This is a genomic window from Mycobacterium interjectum, assembly GCF_900078675.2.
In the GTDB taxonomy this organism is placed as follows: Bacteria; Actinomycetota; Actinomycetes; order Mycobacteriales; family Mycobacteriaceae; genus Mycobacterium; species Mycobacterium interjectum.
The window spans coordinates 1,824,200-1,845,216 of record NZ_LT546237.1; the positions used below are offsets into that span (position 1 = coordinate 1,824,200).

22 protein-coding genes, 1 tRNA gene and 4 pseudogenes are annotated in these 21,017 nt (G+C 68.4%); 10 read left to right on the forward strand and 17 right to left on the reverse strand.

Annotated elements, in window-relative coordinates; translation table 11 throughout:
• The first annotated feature begins 14 nt into the window (after positions 1 to 14).
• Positions 15 to 890, forward strand: a complete 876-nt coding sequence (locus tag BN4348_RS43025; RefSeq protein WP_084454193.1) for a PAC2 family protein — start codon at positions 15 to 17, stop codon at positions 888 to 890.
• Positions 891 to 898: 8 nt separating this feature from the next.
• Here BN4348_RS43025 and BN4348_RS43030 read toward each other — a convergent pair.
• The 7 genes and pseudogenes from BN4348_RS43030 to BN4348_RS43060 form a co-directional block, all read right to left on the reverse strand.
• Positions 899 to 1,797 (reverse strand): annotated as a pseudogene (locus BN4348_RS43030) (SDR family oxidoreductase).
• A gap of 51 nt (positions 1,798 to 1,848) precedes the next feature.
• On the reverse strand, positions 1,849 to 3,084 hold the full coding sequence (gene mshC, locus BN4348_RS43035) for a cysteine--1-D-myo-inosityl 2-amino-2-deoxy-alpha-D-glucopyranoside ligase (protein ID WP_066913307.1): 1,236 nt from the start codon (positions 3,082 to 3,084) through the stop codon (positions 1,849 to 1,851).
• Positions 3,085 to 3,110: 26 nt separating this feature from the next.
• Positions 3,111 to 3,908, reverse strand: a complete 798-nt coding sequence (locus BN4348_RS43040) for a 3'(2'),5'-bisphosphate nucleotidase CysQ (RefSeq protein WP_066913309.1) — start codon at positions 3,906 to 3,908, stop codon at positions 3,111 to 3,113.
• An 87-nt stretch (positions 3,909 to 3,995) separates the two neighbouring features.
• Positions 3,996 to 4,820: an SCO1664 family protein gene (locus BN4348_RS43045; protein ID WP_066913311.1), complete on the reverse strand. Its 825-nt coding sequence runs from the start codon at positions 4,818 to 4,820 to the stop codon at positions 3,996 to 3,998.
• Positions 4,804 to 5,391, reverse strand: coding sequence for a DUF3090 domain-containing protein (locus tag BN4348_RS43050; protein ID WP_066913313.1), 588 nt, complete (start codon positions 5,389 to 5,391; stop codon positions 4,804 to 4,806). The genes BN4348_RS43045 and BN4348_RS43050 overlap by 17 nt, the downstream gene beginning before the upstream one ends.
• Before the next feature lie 73 nt (positions 5,392 to 5,464).
• Positions 5,465 to 6,220 (reverse strand): histidine phosphatase family protein, encoded by a 756-nt coding sequence (locus BN4348_RS43055; RefSeq protein WP_066913315.1) that lies wholly within the window; start codon positions 6,218 to 6,220, stop codon positions 5,465 to 5,467.
• Positions 6,221 to 6,267: 47 nt separating this feature from the next.
• Positions 6,268 to 6,570 carry a hypothetical protein gene (locus tag BN4348_RS43060; protein WP_066913317.1) on the reverse strand — a complete coding sequence of 101 codons (303 nt, stop codon included), beginning with the start codon at positions 6,568 to 6,570 and terminating at the stop codon, positions 6,268 to 6,270.
• A 170-nt stretch (positions 6,571 to 6,740) separates the two neighbouring features.
• On the opposite strand from BN4348_RS43060, the gene BN4348_RS43065 reads away from it, so the two are divergent.
• From BN4348_RS43065 to BN4348_RS61470, 5 genes and pseudogenes are all read left to right on the forward strand, one after another.
• Positions 6,741 to 7,757 carry a YncE family protein gene (locus BN4348_RS43065; RefSeq protein WP_066913353.1) on the forward strand — a complete coding sequence of 339 codons (1,017 nt, stop codon included), beginning with the start codon at positions 6,741 to 6,743 and terminating at the stop codon, positions 7,755 to 7,757.
• Complete coding sequence (locus BN4348_RS43070) at positions 7,754 to 8,008, forward strand: DUF5703 family protein (protein ID WP_211145718.1); 255 nt, start codon at positions 7,754 to 7,756, stop codon at positions 8,006 to 8,008. The genes BN4348_RS43065 and BN4348_RS43070 overlap by 4 nt, the downstream gene beginning before the upstream one ends.
• A complete protein-coding gene (locus tag BN4348_RS43075; protein ID WP_066913319.1) occupies positions 8,008 to 9,117 on the forward strand; it encodes a quinone-dependent dihydroorotate dehydrogenase in 1,110 nt (369 codons plus the stop codon). The genes BN4348_RS43070 and BN4348_RS43075 overlap by 1 nt, the downstream gene beginning before the upstream one ends.
• A gap of 185 nt (positions 9,118 to 9,302) precedes the next feature.
• A complete protein-coding gene (locus BN4348_RS60810; protein ID WP_084454194.1) occupies positions 9,303 to 11,318 on the forward strand; it encodes a PE family protein in 2,016 nt (671 codons plus the stop codon).
• A gap of 137 nt (positions 11,319 to 11,455) precedes the next feature.
• Positions 11,456 to 11,647: pseudogene (locus BN4348_RS61470) on the forward strand (PE family protein); the annotation flags it as partial.
• Between the two features lie 267 nt (positions 11,648 to 11,914).
• On the opposite strand, the gene BN4348_RS61475 reads toward BN4348_RS61470, so the two are convergent.
• Positions 11,915 to 12,235, reverse strand: a complete 321-nt coding sequence (locus tag BN4348_RS61475) for a hypothetical protein (RefSeq protein WP_235852953.1) — start codon at positions 12,233 to 12,235, stop codon at positions 11,915 to 11,917.
• Here BN4348_RS61475 and BN4348_RS43090 point away from each other — a divergent pair.
• Both BN4348_RS43090 and BN4348_RS43095 read left to right on the forward strand, forming a co-directional pair.
• Entirely contained in the window at positions 12,222 to 13,091 is an 870-nt protein-coding gene (locus BN4348_RS43090; protein WP_096866147.1) for a hypothetical protein, read from the forward strand. The two genes, BN4348_RS61475 and BN4348_RS43090, sit on opposite strands and share 14 nt — an antisense overlap.
• A 90-nt stretch (positions 13,092 to 13,181) precedes the next feature.
• Complete coding sequence (locus BN4348_RS43095; RefSeq protein WP_066913325.1) at positions 13,182 to 13,985, forward strand: Stf0 family sulfotransferase; 804 nt, start codon at positions 13,182 to 13,184, stop codon at positions 13,983 to 13,985.
• A gap of 36 nt (positions 13,986 to 14,021) precedes the next feature.
• Here the strand turns inward: BN4348_RS43095 and BN4348_RS43100 are convergent, their stop codons facing one another.
• Entirely contained in the window at positions 14,022 to 14,552 is a 531-nt protein-coding gene (locus BN4348_RS43100; protein WP_066913327.1) for a YbhB/YbcL family Raf kinase inhibitor-like protein, read from the reverse strand.
• A gap of 45 nt (positions 14,553 to 14,597) precedes the next feature.
• Positions 14,598 to 15,950: a M20/M25/M40 family metallo-hydrolase gene (locus tag BN4348_RS43105; RefSeq protein ID WP_066913354.1), complete on the reverse strand. Its 1,353-nt coding sequence runs from the start codon at positions 15,948 to 15,950 to the stop codon at positions 14,598 to 14,600.
• 118 nt (positions 15,951 to 16,068) lie between these two features.
• On the opposite strand from BN4348_RS43105, the gene BN4348_RS43110 reads away from it, so the two are divergent.
• Positions 16,069 to 16,157: transfer RNA gene (locus tag BN4348_RS43110), tRNA-Leu, on the forward strand.
• Between the two features lie 32 nt (positions 16,158 to 16,189).
• On the opposite strand, the gene BN4348_RS43115 is transcribed toward BN4348_RS43110, so the two are convergent.
• Positions 16,190 to 16,570 carry a hypothetical protein gene (locus tag BN4348_RS43115; protein ID WP_084454195.1) on the reverse strand — a complete coding sequence of 127 codons (381 nt, stop codon included), beginning with the start codon at positions 16,568 to 16,570 and terminating at the stop codon, positions 16,190 to 16,192.
• A 228-nt stretch (positions 16,571 to 16,798) separates the two neighbouring features.
• Here BN4348_RS43115 and BN4348_RS43120 point away from each other — a divergent pair.
• Positions 16,799 to 17,539 (forward strand): annotated as a pseudogene (locus BN4348_RS43120) (phosphoribosyltransferase); the annotation flags it as partial.
• 5 nt (positions 17,540 to 17,544) lie between these two features.
• Here the strand turns inward: BN4348_RS43120 and BN4348_RS43125 are convergent.
• From BN4348_RS43125 to BN4348_RS43150, 6 genes and pseudogenes are all read right to left on the reverse strand, one after another.
• A complete protein-coding gene (locus BN4348_RS43125; RefSeq protein ID WP_066913330.1) occupies positions 17,545 to 17,901 on the reverse strand; it encodes a hypothetical protein in 357 nt (118 codons plus the stop codon).
• A gap of 96 nt (positions 17,902 to 17,997) precedes the next feature.
• Positions 17,998 to 18,638: pseudogene (locus tag BN4348_RS43130) on the reverse strand (DivIVA domain-containing protein).
• Positions 18,639 to 18,887: 249 nt separating this feature from the next.
• Complete coding sequence (locus BN4348_RS43135) at positions 18,888 to 19,181, reverse strand: YggT family protein (RefSeq protein WP_066913331.1); 294 nt, start codon at positions 19,179 to 19,181, stop codon at positions 18,888 to 18,890.
• Between the two features lie 118 nt (positions 19,182 to 19,299).
• Positions 19,300 to 19,956: a cell division protein SepF gene (locus tag BN4348_RS43140; protein WP_066913333.1), complete on the reverse strand. Its 657-nt coding sequence runs from the start codon at positions 19,954 to 19,956 to the stop codon at positions 19,300 to 19,302.
• 66 nt (positions 19,957 to 20,022) lie between these two features.
• Positions 20,023 to 20,805 (reverse strand): YggS family pyridoxal phosphate-dependent enzyme, encoded by a 783-nt coding sequence (locus tag BN4348_RS43145; RefSeq protein ID WP_066913337.1) that lies wholly within the window; start codon positions 20,803 to 20,805, stop codon positions 20,023 to 20,025.
• A 4-nt stretch (positions 20,806 to 20,809) separates the two neighbouring features.
• Positions 20,810 to 21,017: laccase domain-containing protein (locus tag BN4348_RS43150; protein WP_211145719.1), on the reverse strand; the 208-nt coding region annotated here is incomplete at its 5' end.

A 21,017-nucleotide genomic window follows, 5' to 3' on the forward strand; every position in this document is an offset into this window, starting at 1 on the left:
CGTACGCTGATTCTGTGACATTGCCGGATCGTGGCCCGGAAGCCTCTGCGCTGCCCGAACTGCACAACACCGTCGTCGTGGCGGCGTTCGAGGGCTGGAACGACGCCGGTGATGCGGCCAGCGACGCGCTCGAGCACCTCGATGCCATCTGGGAGGCCGACCCGATCGTCGAGATCGACGACGAGGCGTACTACGACTATCAGGTCAATCGCCCGGTCATCCGGCAAATCGACGGGGTGACCCGGGAGCTGGTGTGGCCGGCGATGCGGATCACCCACTGCCGCCCCCCGGGCAGCGACCGCGACGTCGTGTTGATGCACGGCGTGGAGCCCAACATGCGCTGGCGCACGTTCTGCGCCGAGTTGCTGGCCATCGCCGACAAGCTCAACGTCGACACCGTCGTCATCCTCGGCGCCCTGCTGGCCGACACCCCGCACACCCGGCCCGTCCCGGTGTCGGGTGCGGCCTACTCCCCCGAGTCGGCGAAGCGCTTCGGCCTCGAGGAAACCCGCTACGAGGGCCCGACCGGGATCGCCGGGGTGTTCCAGGACGCCTGCGTGGCCGAGGGGATCCCCGCCGTGACGTTCTGGGCCGCGGTGCCGCACTACGTGTCCAACCCGCCGAACCCGAAGGCGACGGTGGCGCTGCTGCGCCGCGTCGAGGACGTGCTGGACATCGAGGTGCCGCTGGGCGACCTGCCGGCGCAGGCCGAAGAGTGGGAGCAGGCGATCACCGAGATGGCCGCCGAGGACGAGGACCTGGCCGAATACGTGTCGTCGCTGGAGCAGCGCGGCGACGCCGAGGTCGACATGAACGAGGCCCTCGGCAAGATCGACGGCGACGCGCTGGCCGCGGAGTTCGAGCGCTATTTGCGCCGCCGGCGCAAGTAGCCCGCCGACTACTCGGGCAACGAACCCCGCGTTTCGCGGAGCGCCGCGACGTGGGACGCGGACATGGACCGGCCGAGCGCGGCGGCCTCGGCGTCCATCCGGGGCAACAGCTCGGCGGTGATCCTGCGGATGGGAAACTCGCCGATCGGGGTGGACAGCAGCGGCTTGAGCCAGCGGAGCAGGCCGACCCAGGGCGGGCAGTAAATCCGGCTCTGGCGGCCTTCGACGCCCTTGACGAGCGCGTCCGCACACTTCTCGACGGTGGTCGTCCTGTTGAGTGGCCACGGCAGCCTCGCGATCATTTCGCCGAAGGCGGGGATGTCGGCCTTGCTGTCGCGGACCAGCGCGGTATCGATCCACGACATGTGCGACGAGCCGACGCTGACGTCGCGGTGGGCGACCTCCAGCCGCAGCGCATTGGCGAAGATCTCTGCCGCGGCCTTCGACGCGTTGTAGGGGGCCAGGCCCGGACACGCGGCATAGGCGGCCAGCGACGACACGATCAGCACGTAGCCCCGGCGGTCGATCACCGACGGGAGCGTGGCCCGCACGGTGTGGAAGACGCCGAGCACGTTGACGTCCAGCACCCGTTTGAATGCCTCCGGATCGACTTGGAGCACCGACCCGTAGCTGGCGATGCCGGCGTTGGCCACGACGTGTCGATGCCGCCAAAGCGTTCGACGGCCCTGGCCGCCGCGGTCTGCATGGCGGACAGGTCGCGCACCTCGGCGACCGCGGTGAGCACTCGGTCCTCACCGAGTTCGGCGGCGAGCGCCGCCAGTTCGGCCCGGTCGGGATCGGTCAGCACCAGCCTGGCGCCCTTGTTGCGCAGGCGGCGGGCGACCTGGGCGCCGATCCCCCGCGCACCGCCGGTGATGAAGACGACTTTGTCGTGCAGGGGCGTCATGGGCGAAACGTACCCCGCGGGCGGAGGCGCGTCGATGACGGATGCAGCCCGTTACAGCTGCACTCCGAGCAGCGCGTCGACGGCCGTCGTCACCAGCTTCGGCGCCGCGGCGTCGTGACCGCCGTACTCCAGCGCGTCGGTGGCCCAACCATCCAGCGCGGCAAGGGCTTTCGGCGTGTCGAGGTCGTCGGCCAGATAGCGGCGGACCCGGCCGATGACGTCGGCGGCGGCCGGGGCGGCCGGCAGGGCGGTCGCCGCGCGCCACCGCTGCAGCCGGGCGGTCGCCTCGTCGAGCACTTCGGAGCTCCAGAACCGGTCGGCGCGGTAGTGCCCGGCCAGCAGGCCCAGCCGGATGGCCGCCGGCTCAACGCCTTTCGCGCGCAGATTCGACACCAGCACCAGGTTGCCGCGGCTCTTGGACATCTTGTGCCCCTCCCAGCCGATCATCCCGGCGTGCACGTAGTGCCGGGCGAATCGCCGTTCGCCGCGGACACATTCGGCGTGGGCGGCGGTGAACTCGTGGTGCGGGAAGATCAGGTCGCTGCCCCCGCCCTGGATGTCCAGGCCGCTGCCGATGCGGCTGAGCGCGATCGCGGCGCACTCGACGTGCCAGCCGGGCCGGCCGGCGCCGAACGGTGAGGGCCAGCTCGGCTCGCCCGGCCGCGCGGCGCGCCACAGCAGGGCGTCGAGCTCGTCGGTCTTGCCGGGGCGGCGGGGGTCGCCGCCGCGCTCGGCGAACAGTTGCAGCATGGTGTCGCGGTCATAGCCCGATTCGTAGCCGAACTGCGGGGTGGCGTCCGCCCGGTAGTAGACGTCCGGGTAGTCGCCGTCGAGGAAGTAGGCGGCACCAGACGCCAGCATCTTCTCGACGAGTTCGACCACCTCGGCGATCGCCTCCGTCGCCCCGACGTACTCCCGCGGCGGCAGGATCCGCAGCGCCGTCATGTCCTCACGAAAGAGGGCAACCTCACGATCGCCAAGCGCCCGCCAGTCGACGCCGTCGCGCTCGGCGCGCTCCAGCAGGGGATCGTCGATGTCGGTGACGTTCTGCACGTAGTGGACGTCGTGACCGAGGTCCAGCCATTGCCGGTGCACCAGGTCGAAGGCCAGGTAGGTGGCCGCGTGGCCCAGGTGGGTCGCGTCGTAGGGGGTGATCCCGCAGACGTACATGGTGGCCTTCGACCCGGCCGCCACCGGGCGCACCTGCCGGTCGGAGGTGTCATACAGCCGCAACTCGGGACCGCGTCCGGGCACCACCGGGACCTGTGCGGAAGACCACGCCTGCATAACGTCGACTCTAAACGCGGGCGGGGTCAGTGAAATTCCTGGCGGATGGCGCCGAGCAGGATCGGCGCCAGCTCCGCGCGGCACATGACGAAGTCCGGCAGGTACGGGTCGAGCTGGTTGTAGCGCAGCGGCGAGCCGTCCAGCCGCGAGGCGTGCATGCCGGCGGCCATCAGCACGCCGGCCGGGGCCGCCGAGTCCCATTCCCACTGGCCGCCCGCGTGCACGTAGGCGTCGACGTCGCCGTCGATGACGGCCATCGCCTTGGCGCCCGCTGAGCCGATGGCCACGGGCTGGATGTGCAGCGTCTGGCGCATGCGGTACAGAACGGCGGGCGGCCGGGTGGCGCTGACGGCGATCCGGATGGTCCCCGGGACCCCGGTGCGGGCGGCGTCGGCGGTGACGGTGTCGCTGCGATACACCGTGTTTCCGCGGGCGGGCAACGCGACCGCCGCGTCGGTGATCTCCCGCTGCCCGTCGGTGGGGCGCTGCCACAGCGCGATGTGCACCGCCCAGTCGTCGCGGCCCGGCGTGGAAAACTCGCGGGTGCCGTCCAGCGGGTCGACGATCCACACGCGGTCGTGGTTCACCCGGGACAGGTCGTCGTAGGCCTCCTCGCTGAGCACCGCATCGCCGGGCCGCTCGGCCCGCAGCCGGCGCAGGATCAGCGCGTTCGCCAGGCTGTCACCCGCGTCGCCGAGCACCCAGGGATGGCCGAAACCGACCTCGTCGCGCACCTTCAGCAACAGCTCCCCCGCGTCGGCGGCGAGCTCGGCGGCCAGCGCGGCGTCCGTCAGATCGGACGGGTCCTCCGCGCCGTTGGTCACCGGTTCAGTATCGCCGACGACGGATGCCGCGTTTGACCGATGGCGGCGACCCGCGTACGCCCGGCTACGCCGCGCTTGCGATCGCCGCTAAAACGCCGGCCACGGAATCGGGCGATGGCGGTTGGGCGTGGGCATAACCGGATTGTCCAGCAGCGCGAGCGCGCGACCGCGCAGCGCCCCGATTTCGGCCCGCGTGATGTGCCCGGCCAGTTCGTCGCAGAGCGAGCCGGACAGGGCCTCGGCGAGGCCGGCGATCGCCTCGCACGTGTCGTCGTCGATCGGCTTGCCCGCCCAGCCCCACAACACTGTGCGCAGCTTGTTCTCCACATGCAGGGACACCCCGTGGTCGACGCCGTAGATGTGGCCCTCGAGGTCGCGCAGGACGTGGCCGCCCTTGCGATCGGCGTTGTTGATCAGGACGTCGAACACCGCCATCCGCCACAACCGAATGTCGTCGGCGTGCACCAGGACCACCTCGTCGCCGGCGTAGTCGTAGGCCCGCAGCACCGGCAGGTAGCCCGGCTGCACCCTGTTGGCGGGAAACAGGTCGACCAGGTCCGGGCCCGGCGGCGGGTCGGAGTCGGCCGCGTCGCCGGCCTGCTCCACCCACAGCTGCAGCATGCCCGGACCCGCCGGCCCGTGACGAATGATCGTGTAGGGCACGATGTTCCAACCCAGTTGCGTCGCGACCCGGTACGCCGCGAGTTCGCGGCCGGCCAGGGTTCCGTCCGGGAAGTCCCACAGCGGCGCCTCGCCCGAGACCGGCTTGTAGACACAGTGCACGCTGGATTCGCCCAGCGTCGACTCGCACAGGAAGGTGGCGTTGCTGGCGGAGCGGATGCGCCCGAGGACCGTCAGCTCGCCGTCCCGCAGCACCTCCGGCTCGACGGCCTCGCTATTCCTCGGGTTCATCGTCGGGCCCGAGAAGCGCGCTGCGCTTATAGCCGTTGGTGCGCGCGCAGATGTGGCCCTCGGGGTCCAGCGGTTCGTCGCACAGCGGGCATGGCGGACGCCCGGCGGAGATCACGCGATTGGACCGGGTGGCGAACTGGCGTGCCGACTCCGGCGTCAAGAACACCCGCACCGCGTCGGGCCCCTCCTCGGTGTCGTCGAGCACCACGGAGGCGTCGAACTCGGCGTCGGTGACGGCCAGCAACTCGACCACCACCGTCTGCGCTTCCGAATCCCAGCCGAGTCCCATGGTCCCGACCCGAAACTCCGCATCGACGGGCGTGATCAACGGGTTGAGGTCGTCGATCTCGGCGGGCTCCGGGGGCACCGGCGTGCCGAACCTGCGATTCACCTCGAGGAGCAGCGCGCCGATGCGTTCGGCGAGCACCGCCACCTGCTGCTTCTCCAAGATCACCGACACCACCCGCGAATCGCCCACCGCCTGGATGTAAAAGGTGCGGTTTCCGGGCTGACCAACGGTCCCGGCCACGAAGCGGTCGGGCGTGCGGAAGACGTGAATTGCGCGGGACATGGCACCTCCAAAATACCGGCTGTTGCCGCTGCCGTGCGATTCGATTGCCCCGCCCGAGCGGAATTGAGCGTGATCAGTCCGCGGAACCGCCGACCACCGCGTCGCTCGACGGTACGGCGCCGTTCGGCCCAGATTGCGCCTCGCCCTTCGGTTCACCGTGAGCCTGTTCACCCTTGGACTCGTCCTTCGGTGGCGGCCCGGCCCGCAACGCGGCGGACAGCCGCGCGCCGGTGTGGTTGACGTGCACCACGAACGGCCGCAGCGGGGTGTACCGGATCACGGTCACCGACCCCGGGTCGGCGGTGACGCGTTGGAACCCGTCGAGGTGCATGCCGTAGGCGTCGGCGACGACGGACTTGATCACGTCACCGTGGGTGCACGCGACCCAGATCGCGTCGCCGCCGTGTTCGTCGGCCAACCGCCGGTCGTGCTCGCGGACCGCCGCGACGGCACGTGCCTGCACCTGCGCCAGGCCCTCGCCACCGGGAAACACCGCGGCGCTCGGATGGGCCTGGACGACCCCCCACAGCGGCTCCTTGGTCAGTTCGCCGATCTTGCGGCCGGTCCAGTCCCCGTAGTCCACCTCGGCGAGCCGGTCGTCGACCAGCGGCTCGAGGCACAGCGCTTCGGCGAGCGGCTCGACGGTGCGCCGGCACCGCAGCAGCGGCGAACTGACGAGAGCCCGGATCGGCAGGTCGCCGATGCGGTCGATCAGCCCGGCCGCCTGCTCGCGGCCCTTGTCGTCCAGGTCGACGCCCTCGGAACGACCGGCCAGGACGCCGGCGGTGTTGGAGGTCGAGCGGCCGTGCCGTAACAGGATGACGGTCACGACGATGACCGTACAGGGATGGGAGTCGGCTAGCCCGCTAGCGCTAGCTAGCGGTTCACCGGTACCGCGTGCGCGACGGAATCACGCACCGCGGCCGTCAAACTGCGCTCGTCGGTGAGGTCGATGTCGACCAGGCCGCGGACCGCCCTGGCCACCACGTCTTCGGCCTGCGGAACGGGGCCCGCGAGGCGCGGCCGGTAAATTTCTACGACGAGGGATCGGTGCTCAATGTGGAAGGAAAAACTGCGCCCATCACCGACTTGCCCATATCCGCTGGCGAAGATTCCCGTCGACAGGTCTTCGACAGCAAACTCTTTCTCCGCGGCATGCCGGTCCACAATGACGGTCATGACGCGACCATACCTCGTCAGTCCGACCCCAGGTAGGCAACATGGCCATATTGGATGCGAAACCGTTCCTTAAAATTTGACGTTCCCGTAGGTGACGCGAAGGAAAATAATTGCTGCAACGGCATAAAAGCAGAAGACGCGCATTCCAGCATCGTTTGGCTGCGGTGCCGATTTTGCTGACCTTAGTCACCGGAAGCGCGGGGTGTTCCTTGGGCCCCTTCAACAGCGCGCCGCCGACCATCGAACCGGCCCAGCCAGCGGTGTCGCCGCCGGCGTCCCAGAACCCGGCCGGCGTGGTGTGGCCGCTGCCCGGTCGCGGCGCGGCGGCAATCTTCGACGGCGACACCCGACAACTGGCCGTCCTGGCACCCGGCGCCGACGCGATGGGCCCCGCCACCCTGACCGAGTTCGGCGATCCGCGCGTGCCGCCCCGGGTGATCGACCTGCCGGGCCCGGCGAGCGCGCTGACCGGCGACGGCCACGGCAACGCCTACCTGGCCACGCGCGGCGGTTATCTCGCCGTCGACCTGTCCGCGGGCCACGCCACGCAGGTGCCCGTTGCCAGCGCTCCGCAGACGGATTTCACCGCGATCGCGCAGCGCGCTGACGGCACACTCGTGCTGGGCACCGCCGACGGGGCCGTCTACACCTTTGCCTCCCGGACACCGGACTCGGTCAAGACCGCCACCATCGCCAGCCGGAACAAGATCTTCGCGCGCGTGGACGCCCTTGCCGCACAAGGGAACACGACGGTGGTCCTGGATCGCGGCCAGACCTCGGTGACGACGATCGGTGCCGACGGTCATGTCGAGCAGGCGCTGCGGGCCGGGGAGGGCGCGACCACCCTGGCCGCCGATCCGCTGGGCCGGGTGCTCGTCGCCGACACCCGCGGGGGGCAACTGCTCGTGTACGGGGTAGACCCGCTGATCCTGCGCCAGGCCTACCCGGTGCGGCAGTCCCCGTACGGGCTGGCCGGTTCGCGCGGGCTCGCCTGGGTGTCCCAGACCGCTTCCAACGTCGTCATTGGTTACGATCTGTCAACCGGAATTCCCGTCGAAAGGGTGCGATACCCAACCGTGCAGCAGCCGAACTCGCTGGCTTTTGACGAAGCGTCGGGCACCTTGTACGTGGTGTCGGGATCGGGAGCGGGCGTCCAGGTCATCGAGCACGCGGCGGGCGCTCCGTGACGGCGCCGCGGTGGAGCCGACTGCCCGCGGGCTGGGCCGCGGAGATGTCGGACGAATACGAGTGGATACCGCTGCGCCTGCCGCCGGAGGTGACCCGGCTCAGCGCGTCCATCCGACTGTCCATCGAGGCCGAGTTTCGCGGCTGGGAGCTGACGCGGGTGCGGCTCTACACCGACGGCAGCCGACGGGTTCTGTTGCGCCGCAAGAAATCTCGTCTCGAAAGCCGGCTGCCCGACCAGCCGGAACTGTGATGTACCGGCTCACCCGCCGGCTGCTTTTTCTGGTCCCACCCGAGCGCATCCATACGCTGGTGTTCGCGATCCTGCGCGGCGTCACGGCCGTGGCCGCGGGGCGGCGGCTGCTGCACCGACTGCTCGGCCCCACCGATCCGGTGCTGGGCAGCACCGTGTTCGGCGTGCGCTTTCCCGCTCCGCTCGGCCTGGCCGCCGGCTTCGACAAGGACGGCCTGGGCCTGCTCACCTGGGGCGCGCTGGGTTTCGGGTACGCCGAGGTCGGCACGGTCACGGCGCAGCCGCAGCCCGGCAACCCCGCCCCCCGCCTGTTCCGGCTGCCCGCCGACCGTGCGCTGCTGAACCGGATGGGGTTCAACAATCGCGGTGCGGGCGCGCTGGCCATCCAGCTCGCGCGCCATCGGCCCGACGTGCCGATCGGCGTCAACATCGGCAAGACGAAGACCACCCCGGCCGCCGACGCGGTCGGCGACTACCGGGCCAGCGCCCGGCTGGTCGGCCCGCTGGCGTCGTACCTGGTGGTCAATGTCAGCTCGCCCAACACCCCCGGGCTGCGGGACCTGCAGGCGGTCGAGTCGCTGCGGCCCATCCTTCAGGGCGTCCTGGCCGAAACCTCCACACCGGTCCTGGTGAAGATCGCGCCCGACGTGTCGGATTCCGACGTCGACGCCATCGCCGATCTGGCCGTCGAGCTCGGCCTGGCCGGCATCGTCGCCACCAACACCACCGTGTCGCGCGACGGCCTGAGCACACCCGGCGTCGAGGAGCTCGGCGCCGGCGGCATCTCCGGGCCGCCGGTGGCGCGCAGGGCACTCGAGGTGCTGCGCCGGCTCTACGGCCGGGTCGGCGACCGCCTGGTGCTGATCAGCGTCGGGGGCATCGAGACGGCCGACGACGCGTGGGAGCGGATCACCGCGGGCGCGTCGCTGCTGCAGGGCTACACCGGCTTCATCTACGGGGGGGGCTTGTGGCCCAAGCACGTTCACGACGGCATCGCCCGTCGGTTGCGCGACGGCGGGTTCGCCACGCTCAGCGACGCGGTGGGGTCCGCCGCCAGCGACCCGGACAGACGGACGGGTAGCTCAGGCCAGCTTGGGGAGTCCGGATAGGCATCTTATTACGCATGTGTCGATTAATTCGGTTGATTGCCTTACTAATCCAGAGTTGTGCATTTGTAGATCGAGCTGCTAGAAACAGCACACGAACACGGGTTTAGTGCGTCACAATTTAGTGAACGTTGTGACTGGCATGACGTAGTTCCCAAATTGGGGTGAGTCTTCGAGGGGAGACGACGATGTCCTTTGTAGTTGCCGCGCCGGAGACGATGGGAGCGGTCGCCGGCGATTTGGCGGGCATCGGCTCCACACTGCGAGAGGCCACCGCGGTTGCCGCGGGCCAGACCACCGGCATCACCTCCGCTGCCGCCGATGACGTGTCGCTCGCCATCTCGGAACTGTTCGGCACCTACGGGCAGCAATTCCAGATGATCAGCGCTCATGCGGCGGCATTTCACAGCGAGTTTGTGAGCGTATTGAATGGGGGGGCGGCGGCCTACCTCAGCACCGAGATGGCCAATGCCCAGCAGGCCATGGGCGGCGGCGTCAGCGGCGCGGCCGCGTCCACGCCGCTGCTCGGCGGGCTCCTCGGCTTGGGCGGCTCGAGCGGCAGCGGCGGTCTGCTCGGTGGCTTGGTCGGCGGCGGTTCGGGCGGGGGCGGGCTGCTCGGCGGATTCAGCAGCGGGTTAAGCCAACTCCTGGGCGGCTTCAACAGCATCGGAACCCAATTCGCCAACGGCTTCGGCTCGCAATTCTTCAACCCCGCGATCCTTAGTGCCTTCCCCACCCTGAGCGACTTCACCGGGCCGTTCAACCTCGGCAACTTGACCCCGGGCTTGAGCCTCACCTCGGGGCCCCTCGGCGCCCTGTTGGGCCCGACCCTCAACGGCGTCGGACTGGACGTCGGCAATTTCTTCTCCAACGAACTGGTCAACGGAATAACGCCGACCAACGTTTTCGGGATCGTGCCCGGGCTCGTCCAGGACGTGCCGCTACTGCAGGGACTACTGAATTCCTTGCTACCAGGGCTTTTCGGGCCGCCACCGGCGGGCACGGTTCCCTACCCCAACCCGTACACCGTGCTGGGCGAGACGACGGTGTACGACCTGAACGCGATGGGCGCGCAGTTCGTCAGCCATCCGTTCCCGATCCTGAATCAGATTGTCATCAACCAGAATCACTACGCGCAGATCGTCGCGAGCGGGATCGCGTCCGACCTGCAGGGTTTCCCGGCGAACGTGCCGGCGAACATTCAACTCGCCCTCCAGGGCGCTTCGACCTTCAACCCGGCTGCCATCGGACAGGACTTCGTCAACGGCACGACCGGCTTCTGGGGGACGGTCGGCACGTCGCTGAACAAGATGGGCGCGGATCTCCAGCTGACGATTCCCACCGCCAGCAACGACATGGCCATGGCCGGCCAAGCGATACAGATGGGCGATTACTACGGCGCGGTGCAGGACGCGGCACACGCCCCCATCGATCTGTTCATCACGGGATTCGACACCAGCCAGTTGGCGATCGGAAGCAATGTCGTCACTGTGATACCTCCCGACTTCCAGCTCACCATCGCGGGACCCGTCGGGTTGGAGGGCCCGGCCGCCGAGTTGCTGCCCATCCTGACCGCCATCGGGCAGCAGCCAGTGGGCCTGGCGAGCCTGGTCCCGCACGGCTCAATCCCCGGAATGATGTTGGGCAACTTCGCCAACGCGATCGACACCCTCGTCAACGCAAATGTCACAGCGAACTTTGCAGTGAACGTGGGCGCGACCTTGAACCCCGTAGGCTTCGGTGCGACCCTAGCCGGCACCGCCGTCTTCGGGTTGCCGCTGCAGCTCGGCTTCGCGATACTGGGCCCGCCGTTCGCCATGGCGAACGGAATCGCCCAGGGAGCAACGGCCTTCGGCGCCGCCGCGCAGGCCGGCAACGTCCTGGGAATGCTGAACGCGATCGGCGATATGCCCGCCTACGCGATGAACGGGTTCCTCAACGGCCAACTCATCGTCGACCTGCCGCTGCCGATCGCGGTGTCGACGCCGGTGCTCGGCACTTTCGTCATACCGGCCGTGGCCCACGTCCCCTTCGACGGGCTTCTCACGCCGCCCGAACCGCTCACGGTCACAATCCCCGCCGGCGTCGCGGGCATCACCGTTCCGATCAATTCCACCCTCGGCGGCACGGAATTCGGCGGCCTCTTCCCGACGCTGTTCAACACCATTCCGGAAGCGATAGCCGCGTCGATCAACAACGGCTAGCTGGACTGCCCAACCAGCTGTCAAAACCCGGCATTCCGGGTACGCGTAGGCCCCGCATTTGCGAACATGGTCACGTCTGCGAGAAGGCGTAAGTCGAGGGGGTCGGTATGTCCTTTCTAGTCGCGGCGCCGGAAATGATGTCAGCGGCGGCCGCGAGTTTGGCGGGGATCGGCTCGACCCTGAACGAAGCCACCTCGGCCGCGGCGGGCTCCACCACGAGCGTCGCCGCCGCCGGCGCCGACGACGTGTCGACGGCGATCTCACGACTATTCGGCTTGTACGGTCAGCGGTTTCAGGCTTTGAGCGCCCAGGCGGCGACGTTTCATAACCAATTTTCGAAGCTGTTGAACGGCGGGGCGGCGGCGTACCTCGGCACCGAGATCGCCAACGCGGCCACCGCGATGGGCGCGCCCGCCGCGGCCGCGGATCCGATTCTCGGTGGCCTGGGCCCGATCCTCGGCGGGGGGGGGGGGGGGGGGGGTCTTGTGGGGCCCCCCGGTGGCCGGCGCCCACTGCGTGGTACCCGGCGGATTCCGCCGCCACATCGGTTCNATCTTCAGCGGAATCGCCCCGCAAATCGGTTCCATTTTGACCGCTCAATGGCACGGGATCGAAATCAGGCTGCTGCCAGCGTTGTTCGCGAGCAGCACGACCATTTCCGCCGCCGGCGACCCGTGGCAGGCGCTCTTTGCGAACACCGGTGCCAACCTGCAAACCATCGTCAACGACTGGAAGTCCGACCCGTTCCCCGCCCTGCGCCAGGTCATCAGCAACCAGAACGGGTACGCGGACATTGTCGGAACAGGGGTGGCCGCCCAGCTACAGAACTTCCCCACCGCGTTGGCCAACATTCCTGCGAACATCCAGATCGGCATCCAGGGAACATCGACCTTCGCGCCCACGATGCAGGCGTTCATCAACCAGGAGAATAGTTACAACCAGGCGATCAACGCGGGCCTGGAGAATTTCGGCGCGGACCTGCAGAAAACCTTGCCGGACTTCGAGTACGACATGGGGATGGCCGGGCAATCGCTCGTGACGGGTGATTACCACGGCGCGGTCCAGGGCATCCCGCGCGCGTTTCTGAACCTCTTCCTCAGCGGTGTCGACATCAAGGTCGTCGGCGTCGACCCAACCAACCCGTTGCTCCTCAGCGCGCCGTCATACACGGTGGAGGGCCCCGCAGGAGACCTTCTCCCCTTGGCCTCCATCTCGGCCGCGCAGCAACAGGCGCTTGTCAACCTGCTGCCGCCGGGCTCGATCCCCGCACAGATGGCGCAGCACTTCGTCAGTGCGCTCAACACGTCCACCCTTCCGCTCGGCTTCGCGATCATCGGTCCGCCGATCGCCGCACTGGACGGCCTCGCAACGGGCGCCACGGTGTTCGGCGCGGCACTTCAGACTGGAAACGGGGTGGCCGCGGTCGGCGCCCTCGCCGACCTGCCGGCCTACACCCTGAACGGCTTCCTCAACGGCCAAACGGTCATCGACCTGACAATCCCGGTGACCGAGACAGTGACCATCGGCGCCATCCCGCCCCTCCTCCCGGGCATCACCATCGTCCCCGCCAACACCCCGATCGTGGTGCACATGCCCTTCGATGGGATTCTCGCTCCGCCGCAACCGATCTCGGCGACGCTCGAAGTCGAAACAGGGACGCCGCTGCAGCCCCAACTCGTCACAATTAGCCTCGGCGGGACGGAGTTCGGCGGCCTGATCCCCGAACTGGTGAACTTCATGCCGCGGCAGATCGCCGAGGCTATCGCGCCGTAGGCGGTTGGGCGGCCGCGAATGACCGATCGTGATCTCGGGGTGCGGTGACCGATTCCGCGGATTAACCTCCTGTCCGAACCAAGGAAGGTCATGAGACACGCCACCTACGTCATCGCTTCCACTCCGCGTTCGGGTAGTTCGCTCCTGGCCGCCGGCCTCGTCGCCACTGGAGTTGCGGGGCGTCCCGAAGAGTATTTCGCGACCGAGCACATGGGGGCGTACAAGGAGGATTTGGGACTACCGCCGGACTGCTCCTGGCCCGAGTATCTGGCGAAGGTCATGGCGTACGCGGCGACGGACAACGGGGTTCGGGGCGTCAAAATTCACTGGCGCGACGTCGTCCTGCTGGCGGGAGCCCTGGGTTTTCGCGATGACCCGGGGGCCATTCTCGAGATGCTCTTCCCGACAGCGGTTTTCGTCAATATCGTCCGCGCCGATCGGCGCGCGCAGGTCATCTCGCTGTTTCGCGCCGAAGCGACGGGCGAGTGGTTTCGCCACGCCGGCCCGTCGACGCGGGTGCGCCCGTTGGGACTCTACCTTTCCCGGCCCACGGCGGGCCGCGCCGCGGTCGATGTCACCGCCGTCGCGCCGACCTACGAGCAGATCGTGGGGATAGAACGCGGCCTCGATGCCGAACAGGCGGCGTGGACCACCTACTTCCGCGCCCGGTCTCGCACGGCCCTGACAGTCCGGTACGAGGATCTGGACGCGAACTACCGCGGCGAGATCGCGCGGGTGTTGCGGTTCCTCGGCGCCGATCCCGTACACGCCGCTCGCGTGCCGCAGCCCCCGCTCGAGCGTCAGTCCGACCACGTCAACGAGCACTGGCGGCGACTCGTTGAGCGGGGCCGTGCGCGCCGCGAAAGTGCAACTGCCGACACGCTTCCCGAGTGAGACCGTCGGTGGTGGCACTTTCGCGGGTGATCGCGGCTAATTCTGTTCGTAGGTGCCGTAGATGTACGCGCGGGCGATCGCGTGCTGGAACAGGTTGAACCCCAGGAAAGCGGGGCTCGCGTCCTCGGGCAGGTCGAGTTTGTCGACGTCGACGGCGTGCACGGCGACGTAGTAACGATGCGGACCGTGGCCCGGCGGCGGCGCGGCGCCGACGTACCGGCGCATGCCGGCGTCGTTGACCAGGGTCAGCGCTCCGCCCGGCAGCTCGCTGCCGTCACCGGCGTTGTCGGGCAGTTCGGTGACCTCGGCCGGCAGGTTGGCCACCGCCCAGTGCCAGAAGCCGGACAGCGTCGGGGCGTCCGGGTCGTAGACGGTGACCGCGAAGCTGCGGGTCTCCTCGGGAAATCCCGACCAGCTCAGCTGCGGGCTGACATCCTCTCCCCCGGCGCCCATGATCCCGCTGATCTGCGGGGTCGCCAGCGGCTGGCCGTTGGTGATCGAGTTCGACTTCAGGCTGAACAGCGGCAGCTTGGGCAGAGCGTCATACGGGTCGGCCGGCAGGCTCATGGGCGGTCCTCTCTAATCGTCGATTCAACTAGCCTTCTTTTCCGACTAGCAGTGTGTCAGGAAATGCGCCAGCACCTCGGTGCCGAACCTCAGCGCATCGATGGGTACCCGTTCGTCGACGCCGTGGAACAGCGCGCTGAAATCCAGATCCGGCGGCAACCGCAGCGGGCTGAAACCAAAACAGCGAATACCCAAGCGCGCGAAAGCTTTCGCATCGGTACCGCCGGACATCATGTAGGGCACCGTGCGCCCGTCCGGGTCGAGCGCCAACACCGCGGCGTTCATGGCGTCGACCAAATCGCCGTCGAAACTGGTCTCGTACGACGAGAAGTCCCTGATCCATTCCCGCGTCACGTTCGGCCCGATCAACTCGTCGACCTCGGCCTCGAACGCGGCCTTGCGGCCCGGGAGGATGCGGCAGTCCACCACCGCCTCGGCCGAGCCCGGGATGACGTTGGCCTTATACCCGGCCTTGAGCATGGTGGGGTTGGCGGTGTCGTGCAGCACGGCCTTGAGCATGCGGGCCGTCGGGCCAAGCTTCTCGATCGTCCCCGCCAGATCGTCCGACTCGAGGTCGAACGTCAGCCCGGTTTCCTCGCTGACCGCGGCCAGGAACTGCGCAACGGTGTCGGTCACCACGAGCGGAAACTGGTGCCGGCCCAGGCGGGCGACCGCCTCGGCGACGGCTGTCACGGCGTTGCGCTCGTGCACCATCGACCCGTGCCCGGCGGGGCCGCGGGCGGTCAGCCGCATCCACGACAGCCCCTTCTCAGCCGTCTCGATCAAATACAGCCGGCGTTCGCCCCCGTCGCGGCGCGGCACGGTCAGCGAGAACCCGCCCACTTCCCCGATCGCCTCGGTGACGCCGGCGAACAGCTCGGGCCGGTGCTTGACCAGCCATTGGGCCCCGTAGTGTCCGCCGTGCTCCTCGTCGGCGACGAACGCGAACACAAGATCGCGCGGCGGCACGATGCCGGCGCGCTTCAGCTGCCGGGCGACCACGATCATCATGCCGACCATGTCCTTCATGTCGACCGCGCCGCGGCCCCACACGTAGCCGTCCCGGATCGCGCCGGAAAACGGGTGCACGGTCCACTCCGCCGGTTCGGCCGGCACCACGTCGAGGTGCCCGTGGATCAGCAGGGCGCCGCGCGAGCTGTCCGCCCCGCTGAGGCGCGCGATCACGTTGCCGCGCCCGGGCGCGCCGGATTCGACGTATTGCGGCGAGTAGCCGACCTCCTGGAGCTGCTCGGCGACCCACCGCGCGCACTCGGCCTCGCCTTGCGTGGTCTCGGGTTCGCCGGTATTGGTGGTATCGAACCGGATCAACCGGCTGACCACCTGGACCACATCGTCGCGGGGATCGGCAGGGTCGATGGCCCCAGTATCGATGGTCACAACCACCTTTCCTACCACTGCGGGGTCCGCCGGGCTCGGGCCCGCGGTGGGCGGCGAGCTGGGTTGGGTCTGCGCGGGCCGATCCGATAGCCTTAGCTGCCAACTCTCGTTGGGTCTTGTCCGAGTGGCGGAATGGCAGACGCGCTAGCTTGAGGTGCTAGTGCCCTACTAATGGGCGTGGGGGTTCAAGTCCCCCCTCGGACACCACTTCTGATCGAGGGGCTCCCGCTGGGCCTTTGTCAGGGCCCGACGCGCCGTTTCGGCGGCGGGTAGACGGCCCTGGCGATCGTCGCCGACAGCCACCCGATCCACCAGCCCCCGAAAACCAGCATGAGCGTGTGCCGGGTGGCGCTGCCCGCCGTCGACGACACCGTGGCCAGGATGACGGCCCACACGATCGCGCAGGCAACGCTGTAGCCCGAATACGTTTTGCGAAAGCGCCGACTCATCTCGTGCATCCTTTCGGTCGTGCCTGCCCACATCAGCGATATCCGGCGGCGACGGGACGGCGGCTCGTCGCCGAACATGTCCTCCAGCAAGGCCACCAGCTCGTCGCCGTAGCGGCGGCGCCAGGCCCGCGGATACCAGCGCAGCGCCCGCCGCGCATCGTCGGCGTTCATACCGACCAGCCCGGCCGCCGGGTGCCCAGCGGAAGACCCAACCTGCGGGCGCCCTCGTCGACGATCACGCCCAGCTCGCGCACCGCCGCGGNGGTCCGGACGCCAGGCTGGTCAGGATCAGCACGCCGGGATCGTTCGGCCTTGCCACATCGTTCAAGTTAGTACGTGTGACGTAGTACGGCAATGACGTCGGGAATCAGCCTGCTGCGCAATAGACTTCGCGACGGTCCTGACGGATGCGGCCCGGCACGACTAGCCTGGGAAAAGGCCACCAGCCCCCGAATGCGACCCATGAACCCACCAAGCGGCTTCCTCCGGCGAACGGCGACGCGCACGTTTCGCGACCGACGTGAGGCCGGGCGCGTGCTGGCCGAGGAGTTGGCGTCCTACCGCGACAACGACGGCGTACTGGTCTTCGGGCTGGCGCGCGGCGGTGTGCCCGTGGCCTGGGAAGTCGCCGCGGCGTTGCACGCCCCGCTGGACGTTTTTCTGGTGCGCAAGCTCGGGGTCCCGCGCTGGTCGGAGCTGGCGATGGGCGCGCTGGCCAGCGGCGGCGGCGTCGTGATGAACGACAACGTCGTCTCCAACCTGCACATCACCGACGACCAGGTGCGCGAGGTGATCGCCAGCGAGACGGCCGAACTCAACCGCCGCGAGCAGGCCTACCGGGGCGGGCGCCCGCTGGCCGACCCGCGCGGCAAGGTCGTGATCCTGGTCGACGACGGCATCGCCACCGGCGCGAGCATGCTGGCCGCCGTCCGCGCCCTGCGGGCCGCGGGGCCGCAATCGATCGTCGTGGCGGTCCCGGTCGGACCCGCGTCGACCTGCCGCGAAATCGGGCGGGAAGCCGACGACGTGGTGTGCGCCACCATGCCGCCCGGGTTCGAGGCCGTCGGGCAGGTCTACGCGGACTTTCGCCAGGTCAGTGACGATGAGGTGCGCGAGCTGCTGAGCACGCCGACCCGCTGAAAGGGCTAGGTCGCCCGGTCGTCCCCGCGGCCGTCGGCGGGTACCGCCGGCTCGTCGCTCGTTTCCGGGCCCGGCGACGGCTCGTCGACGCCGGCCTCGGCAGCCGGGTCCTGTCCCTCATCGGGGACCTCTTCGGGGTAATCGACGGGGGCTTCCTCGTCGTCGCCGGCGTCTTCTGCGTCAGGTGCCTCGCCGACGGCGTCACGACGCTGGCGTTCCCGCAAGGCGTCGATGATCAGCAGCACCACGCCGATGACGCTGGCGCCGATGCACACCCACGCGACCAGCTCGTTGCTGGTGACCACCGCGAACACCAACGCGACGAGCCCGATCAGGGCGAGTACCAGCGCAATGATCAGCATCGGTCATCCTCCAGCCGACGATGGGGACTGCCAGGTCTAGTGCAGGCTAGTGTGCCGAGCTGGAACCCTGGCGCGCGCCCCGGCACGATCGCCCGGCTAGTTATTACCCCGATTGAATTGGTCGAACCCGCCGGCGTCGGCGCTGGAGTCGACGGGCGCCGCCGACCCACGCTGGCCGAGCTCCTCCAGCTGGGATTCCAGGTAGGTCTTGAGCCGGGTGCGGTATTCGCGTTCGAAGGTGCGGAGCTGCTCGAGGCGGCCTTCCAGCACGGTGCGCTGCTGATTGATGGTTCCCATGATTTCGGAGTGCTTGCGTTCGGCGTCGGCCTGCAGGGCGTCGGCCTTCTCCTGGGCCTGGCGCAACTGGGTCTCCGAGCGGGTCTGGGCGTCGGCCAGCATCGCGTCGGCGCGCTGCCGGGCCTCGGTAACCGTGGTCTCGGCGGTCTGACGGGCCTCGCTGACGATCTGCTCCGCGTTGGCGCGGGCGTCGGCCAGCATCTTGTCCGACTCGGCCTTTGCGGTGCTGGTCAGCCGGTCGGCGGTGTCCTGGGCCAGGCTCAGCACCCGCGCGGCCTTCAGGGCCTGTTCCTCGTTGGTTCCCTGCGGCGCCGCGGGCGCCGGGGGCGCCGGGGGCGCGACNCGAGGAAGGCGTCGACCTCGTCTTCGTTGTAACCGCGCTTGCCGATCGGCGGCTTACTGAACGCCACATTGTGGACGTCGGCTGGTGTAAGCGGCATTGTTCGTCCCCTCGAGTTCCTGTCAAACGATCTGGAAAGTGTAGAACGGAGTGGTTGCCGTCGTGCAACTGCCGTCCATCCTGTCACACCAGACTCGGCGGTTGCCGATTGCCCAATAAATAAGACCCAATTTCACACACTAAGACCAATAAAATCCAAATCCTTAAAATTTTTAAATTGCGGCGCCCGAACCGACACTAAAACGTGGCCGAACCGTCTCCCGCCTTTGGGCCGGTCGTGCGGCACGGCTCATGTCTGCGCCGCGCCGAACGCCAGTTGCATGCCGATGAACGCGACCAGCAGCAGCACCATGATCGACAGGTCGAAGCGCACCGCGCCGATGGTGAGCTGCGGGATCAGGCGCCGCAGCAGCTTCACCGGCGGGTCGGTGATCGACATGATGATCTCCAGGATCACCACGGTGAGGCCGGTGGGATGCCATTCGCGGCTGAACGAGCGAATGAACTCGACGACGACCCGGGCGATGAGCAGCAGCCAGAAGATGAACAGCGCAAACCCAAGGATCTGAAAAAACAGCACCAACTGGAGGCCCGACCTTACCGATGAGATGACCCGAATGTCAGGCGCCAGCGTACCGATTCTCGGGTGCAGGCACACATCTCACGTGCGCCGACCCTGCTCAGCGGCGGAACGGGTGCGTCTACTGGTAGGCGTAGAAGCCCGTCTCGGCGATCCGGCGACGCTCCTCCGGCGAGACGTCGACGTCGGCGGGCGACAGCAGGAACACCTTGGTCGCGACCTTGTCGAACGACCCGCGCAACGCGAAAGCCAGGCCGGCGGCGAAGTCGACCAGCCGCTTGGCGTCGGCGTTGTCCATCGACACCAGGTCCATGATCACCGGGGTGCCGTCGCGGAATCGCTCGCCGATGGTGCGCGCCTCGCTGTAGTCCTTGGGCCGCAGCGTGGTGATCTTCGACAGCGGGCTGCCCTCCTCGAACAGCATCGCCATCCGGCGCGGGTCCATCGCCAGCGCACCGCGGGTGGAATTGCGCAACCACGAACCGAGGCGCGGGCGGCTCATCTCGGGCCGTTCGAAGTCGCGCGGATGAACGGGGCCGTAGCGTCCCTCGTCGGCATAACCGCCGCGGTAGCCGCCGGTCGGCGGGTAGTCGGCCGGCTCGCCCCGGGGGTCGTCGTAGTCGCGCCCGTCATAGCGGCCTTCCAAACGGCCATAGCCATCGTCGAACCGAGGACGCGGGAAGCCGCGGGAGGGAGCCCGGTCGTCGTAGTACTCGTCGTCGTAGTCCTCCATCGGAGCCATACCGAAGTAGGCCTTGACTTTGTGCAGTGTGCTCATCGCGTAAACCCTTCTAGCCCCTGGGAATATTGGTGTCTGTGATGAAGATGTGACTACAGTGACTACTCACGGTGACGGTAGCCGCCTCGGACCCAATAGCGCGGTACCGACACGCACACATGTCGAACCATGTTTGACGGCTATTTCGAAGTCGTTGGTCATGCCAGCGGACAGTCCCCGCGCGTTCGGGTGCGATTCCAGCACCCGGCGGTGCTCGGATCGCAGCAGGTCGAAGGCGCGCGCGGGGTCCCAGTCCAGCGGCGGGATGCCCATCAGCCCGAGCAGTTCCAGGCTTGGCGAGTCCTCGACCTGCGCGCAGACCTCGTCGACCGCGCCGGTCGCGGTGATGTCGACGCCGCCGCGCGACACATCGCCGTCCAGGCTGATTTCGACATAGACGCGCAGCGGCTCCTGGCGACGCCCGTCGGCCAGCGCCGCCGACACCGCCCGGTCGAGCGCGGCGACCAGGCGGGTGCTGTCGACCGAGTGGGCGGTGTGCGCCCACTGCGCCAGCGACCGCGCCTTGTTCCGTTGAATCCGGCCCACCATGTGCCAGTGCATATTCCGCAAGTCGTCCCGCCCGGAACTTGCGGCCAACCGAGCGACTTCGGCGACCTTCGCCGTGGCTTCCTGATCGCGGGATTCGCCAACGCACCGACAACCCAATCGAGACAAAATCGCTACATCGGTTGCTGGAAAGAATTTGGTAATAGGGAGAAGTTCAATTTCGCTGACATTGCGACCCGCCGCTTCCGCGGCCGCCGCAAGTCGCGATCGCACGGCGGCCAACGCATGCGTCAATTCGGATTCGCGGTCCCCATCCTCGTGGGCCGGCAAGTCCCCCGCCATGCCGTCACTCCATCCAGATGAGCGAGGCCAGTCGCCCGGTCGGCGCGTCCCGGCGGTGGCTGAACAGCGCCGGGTCGTCCACCGTGCAACGCGGATCGATGTCGATCGCCGTGACGCCCAAATCGCGGAGCTGGCAAGCGATTCCGGCGCGCAGGTCAAGTCCGGGGGTGCCGGCCGCGGTGGTGGTGCGGCTGCCGGGCAACGCCGCCTCG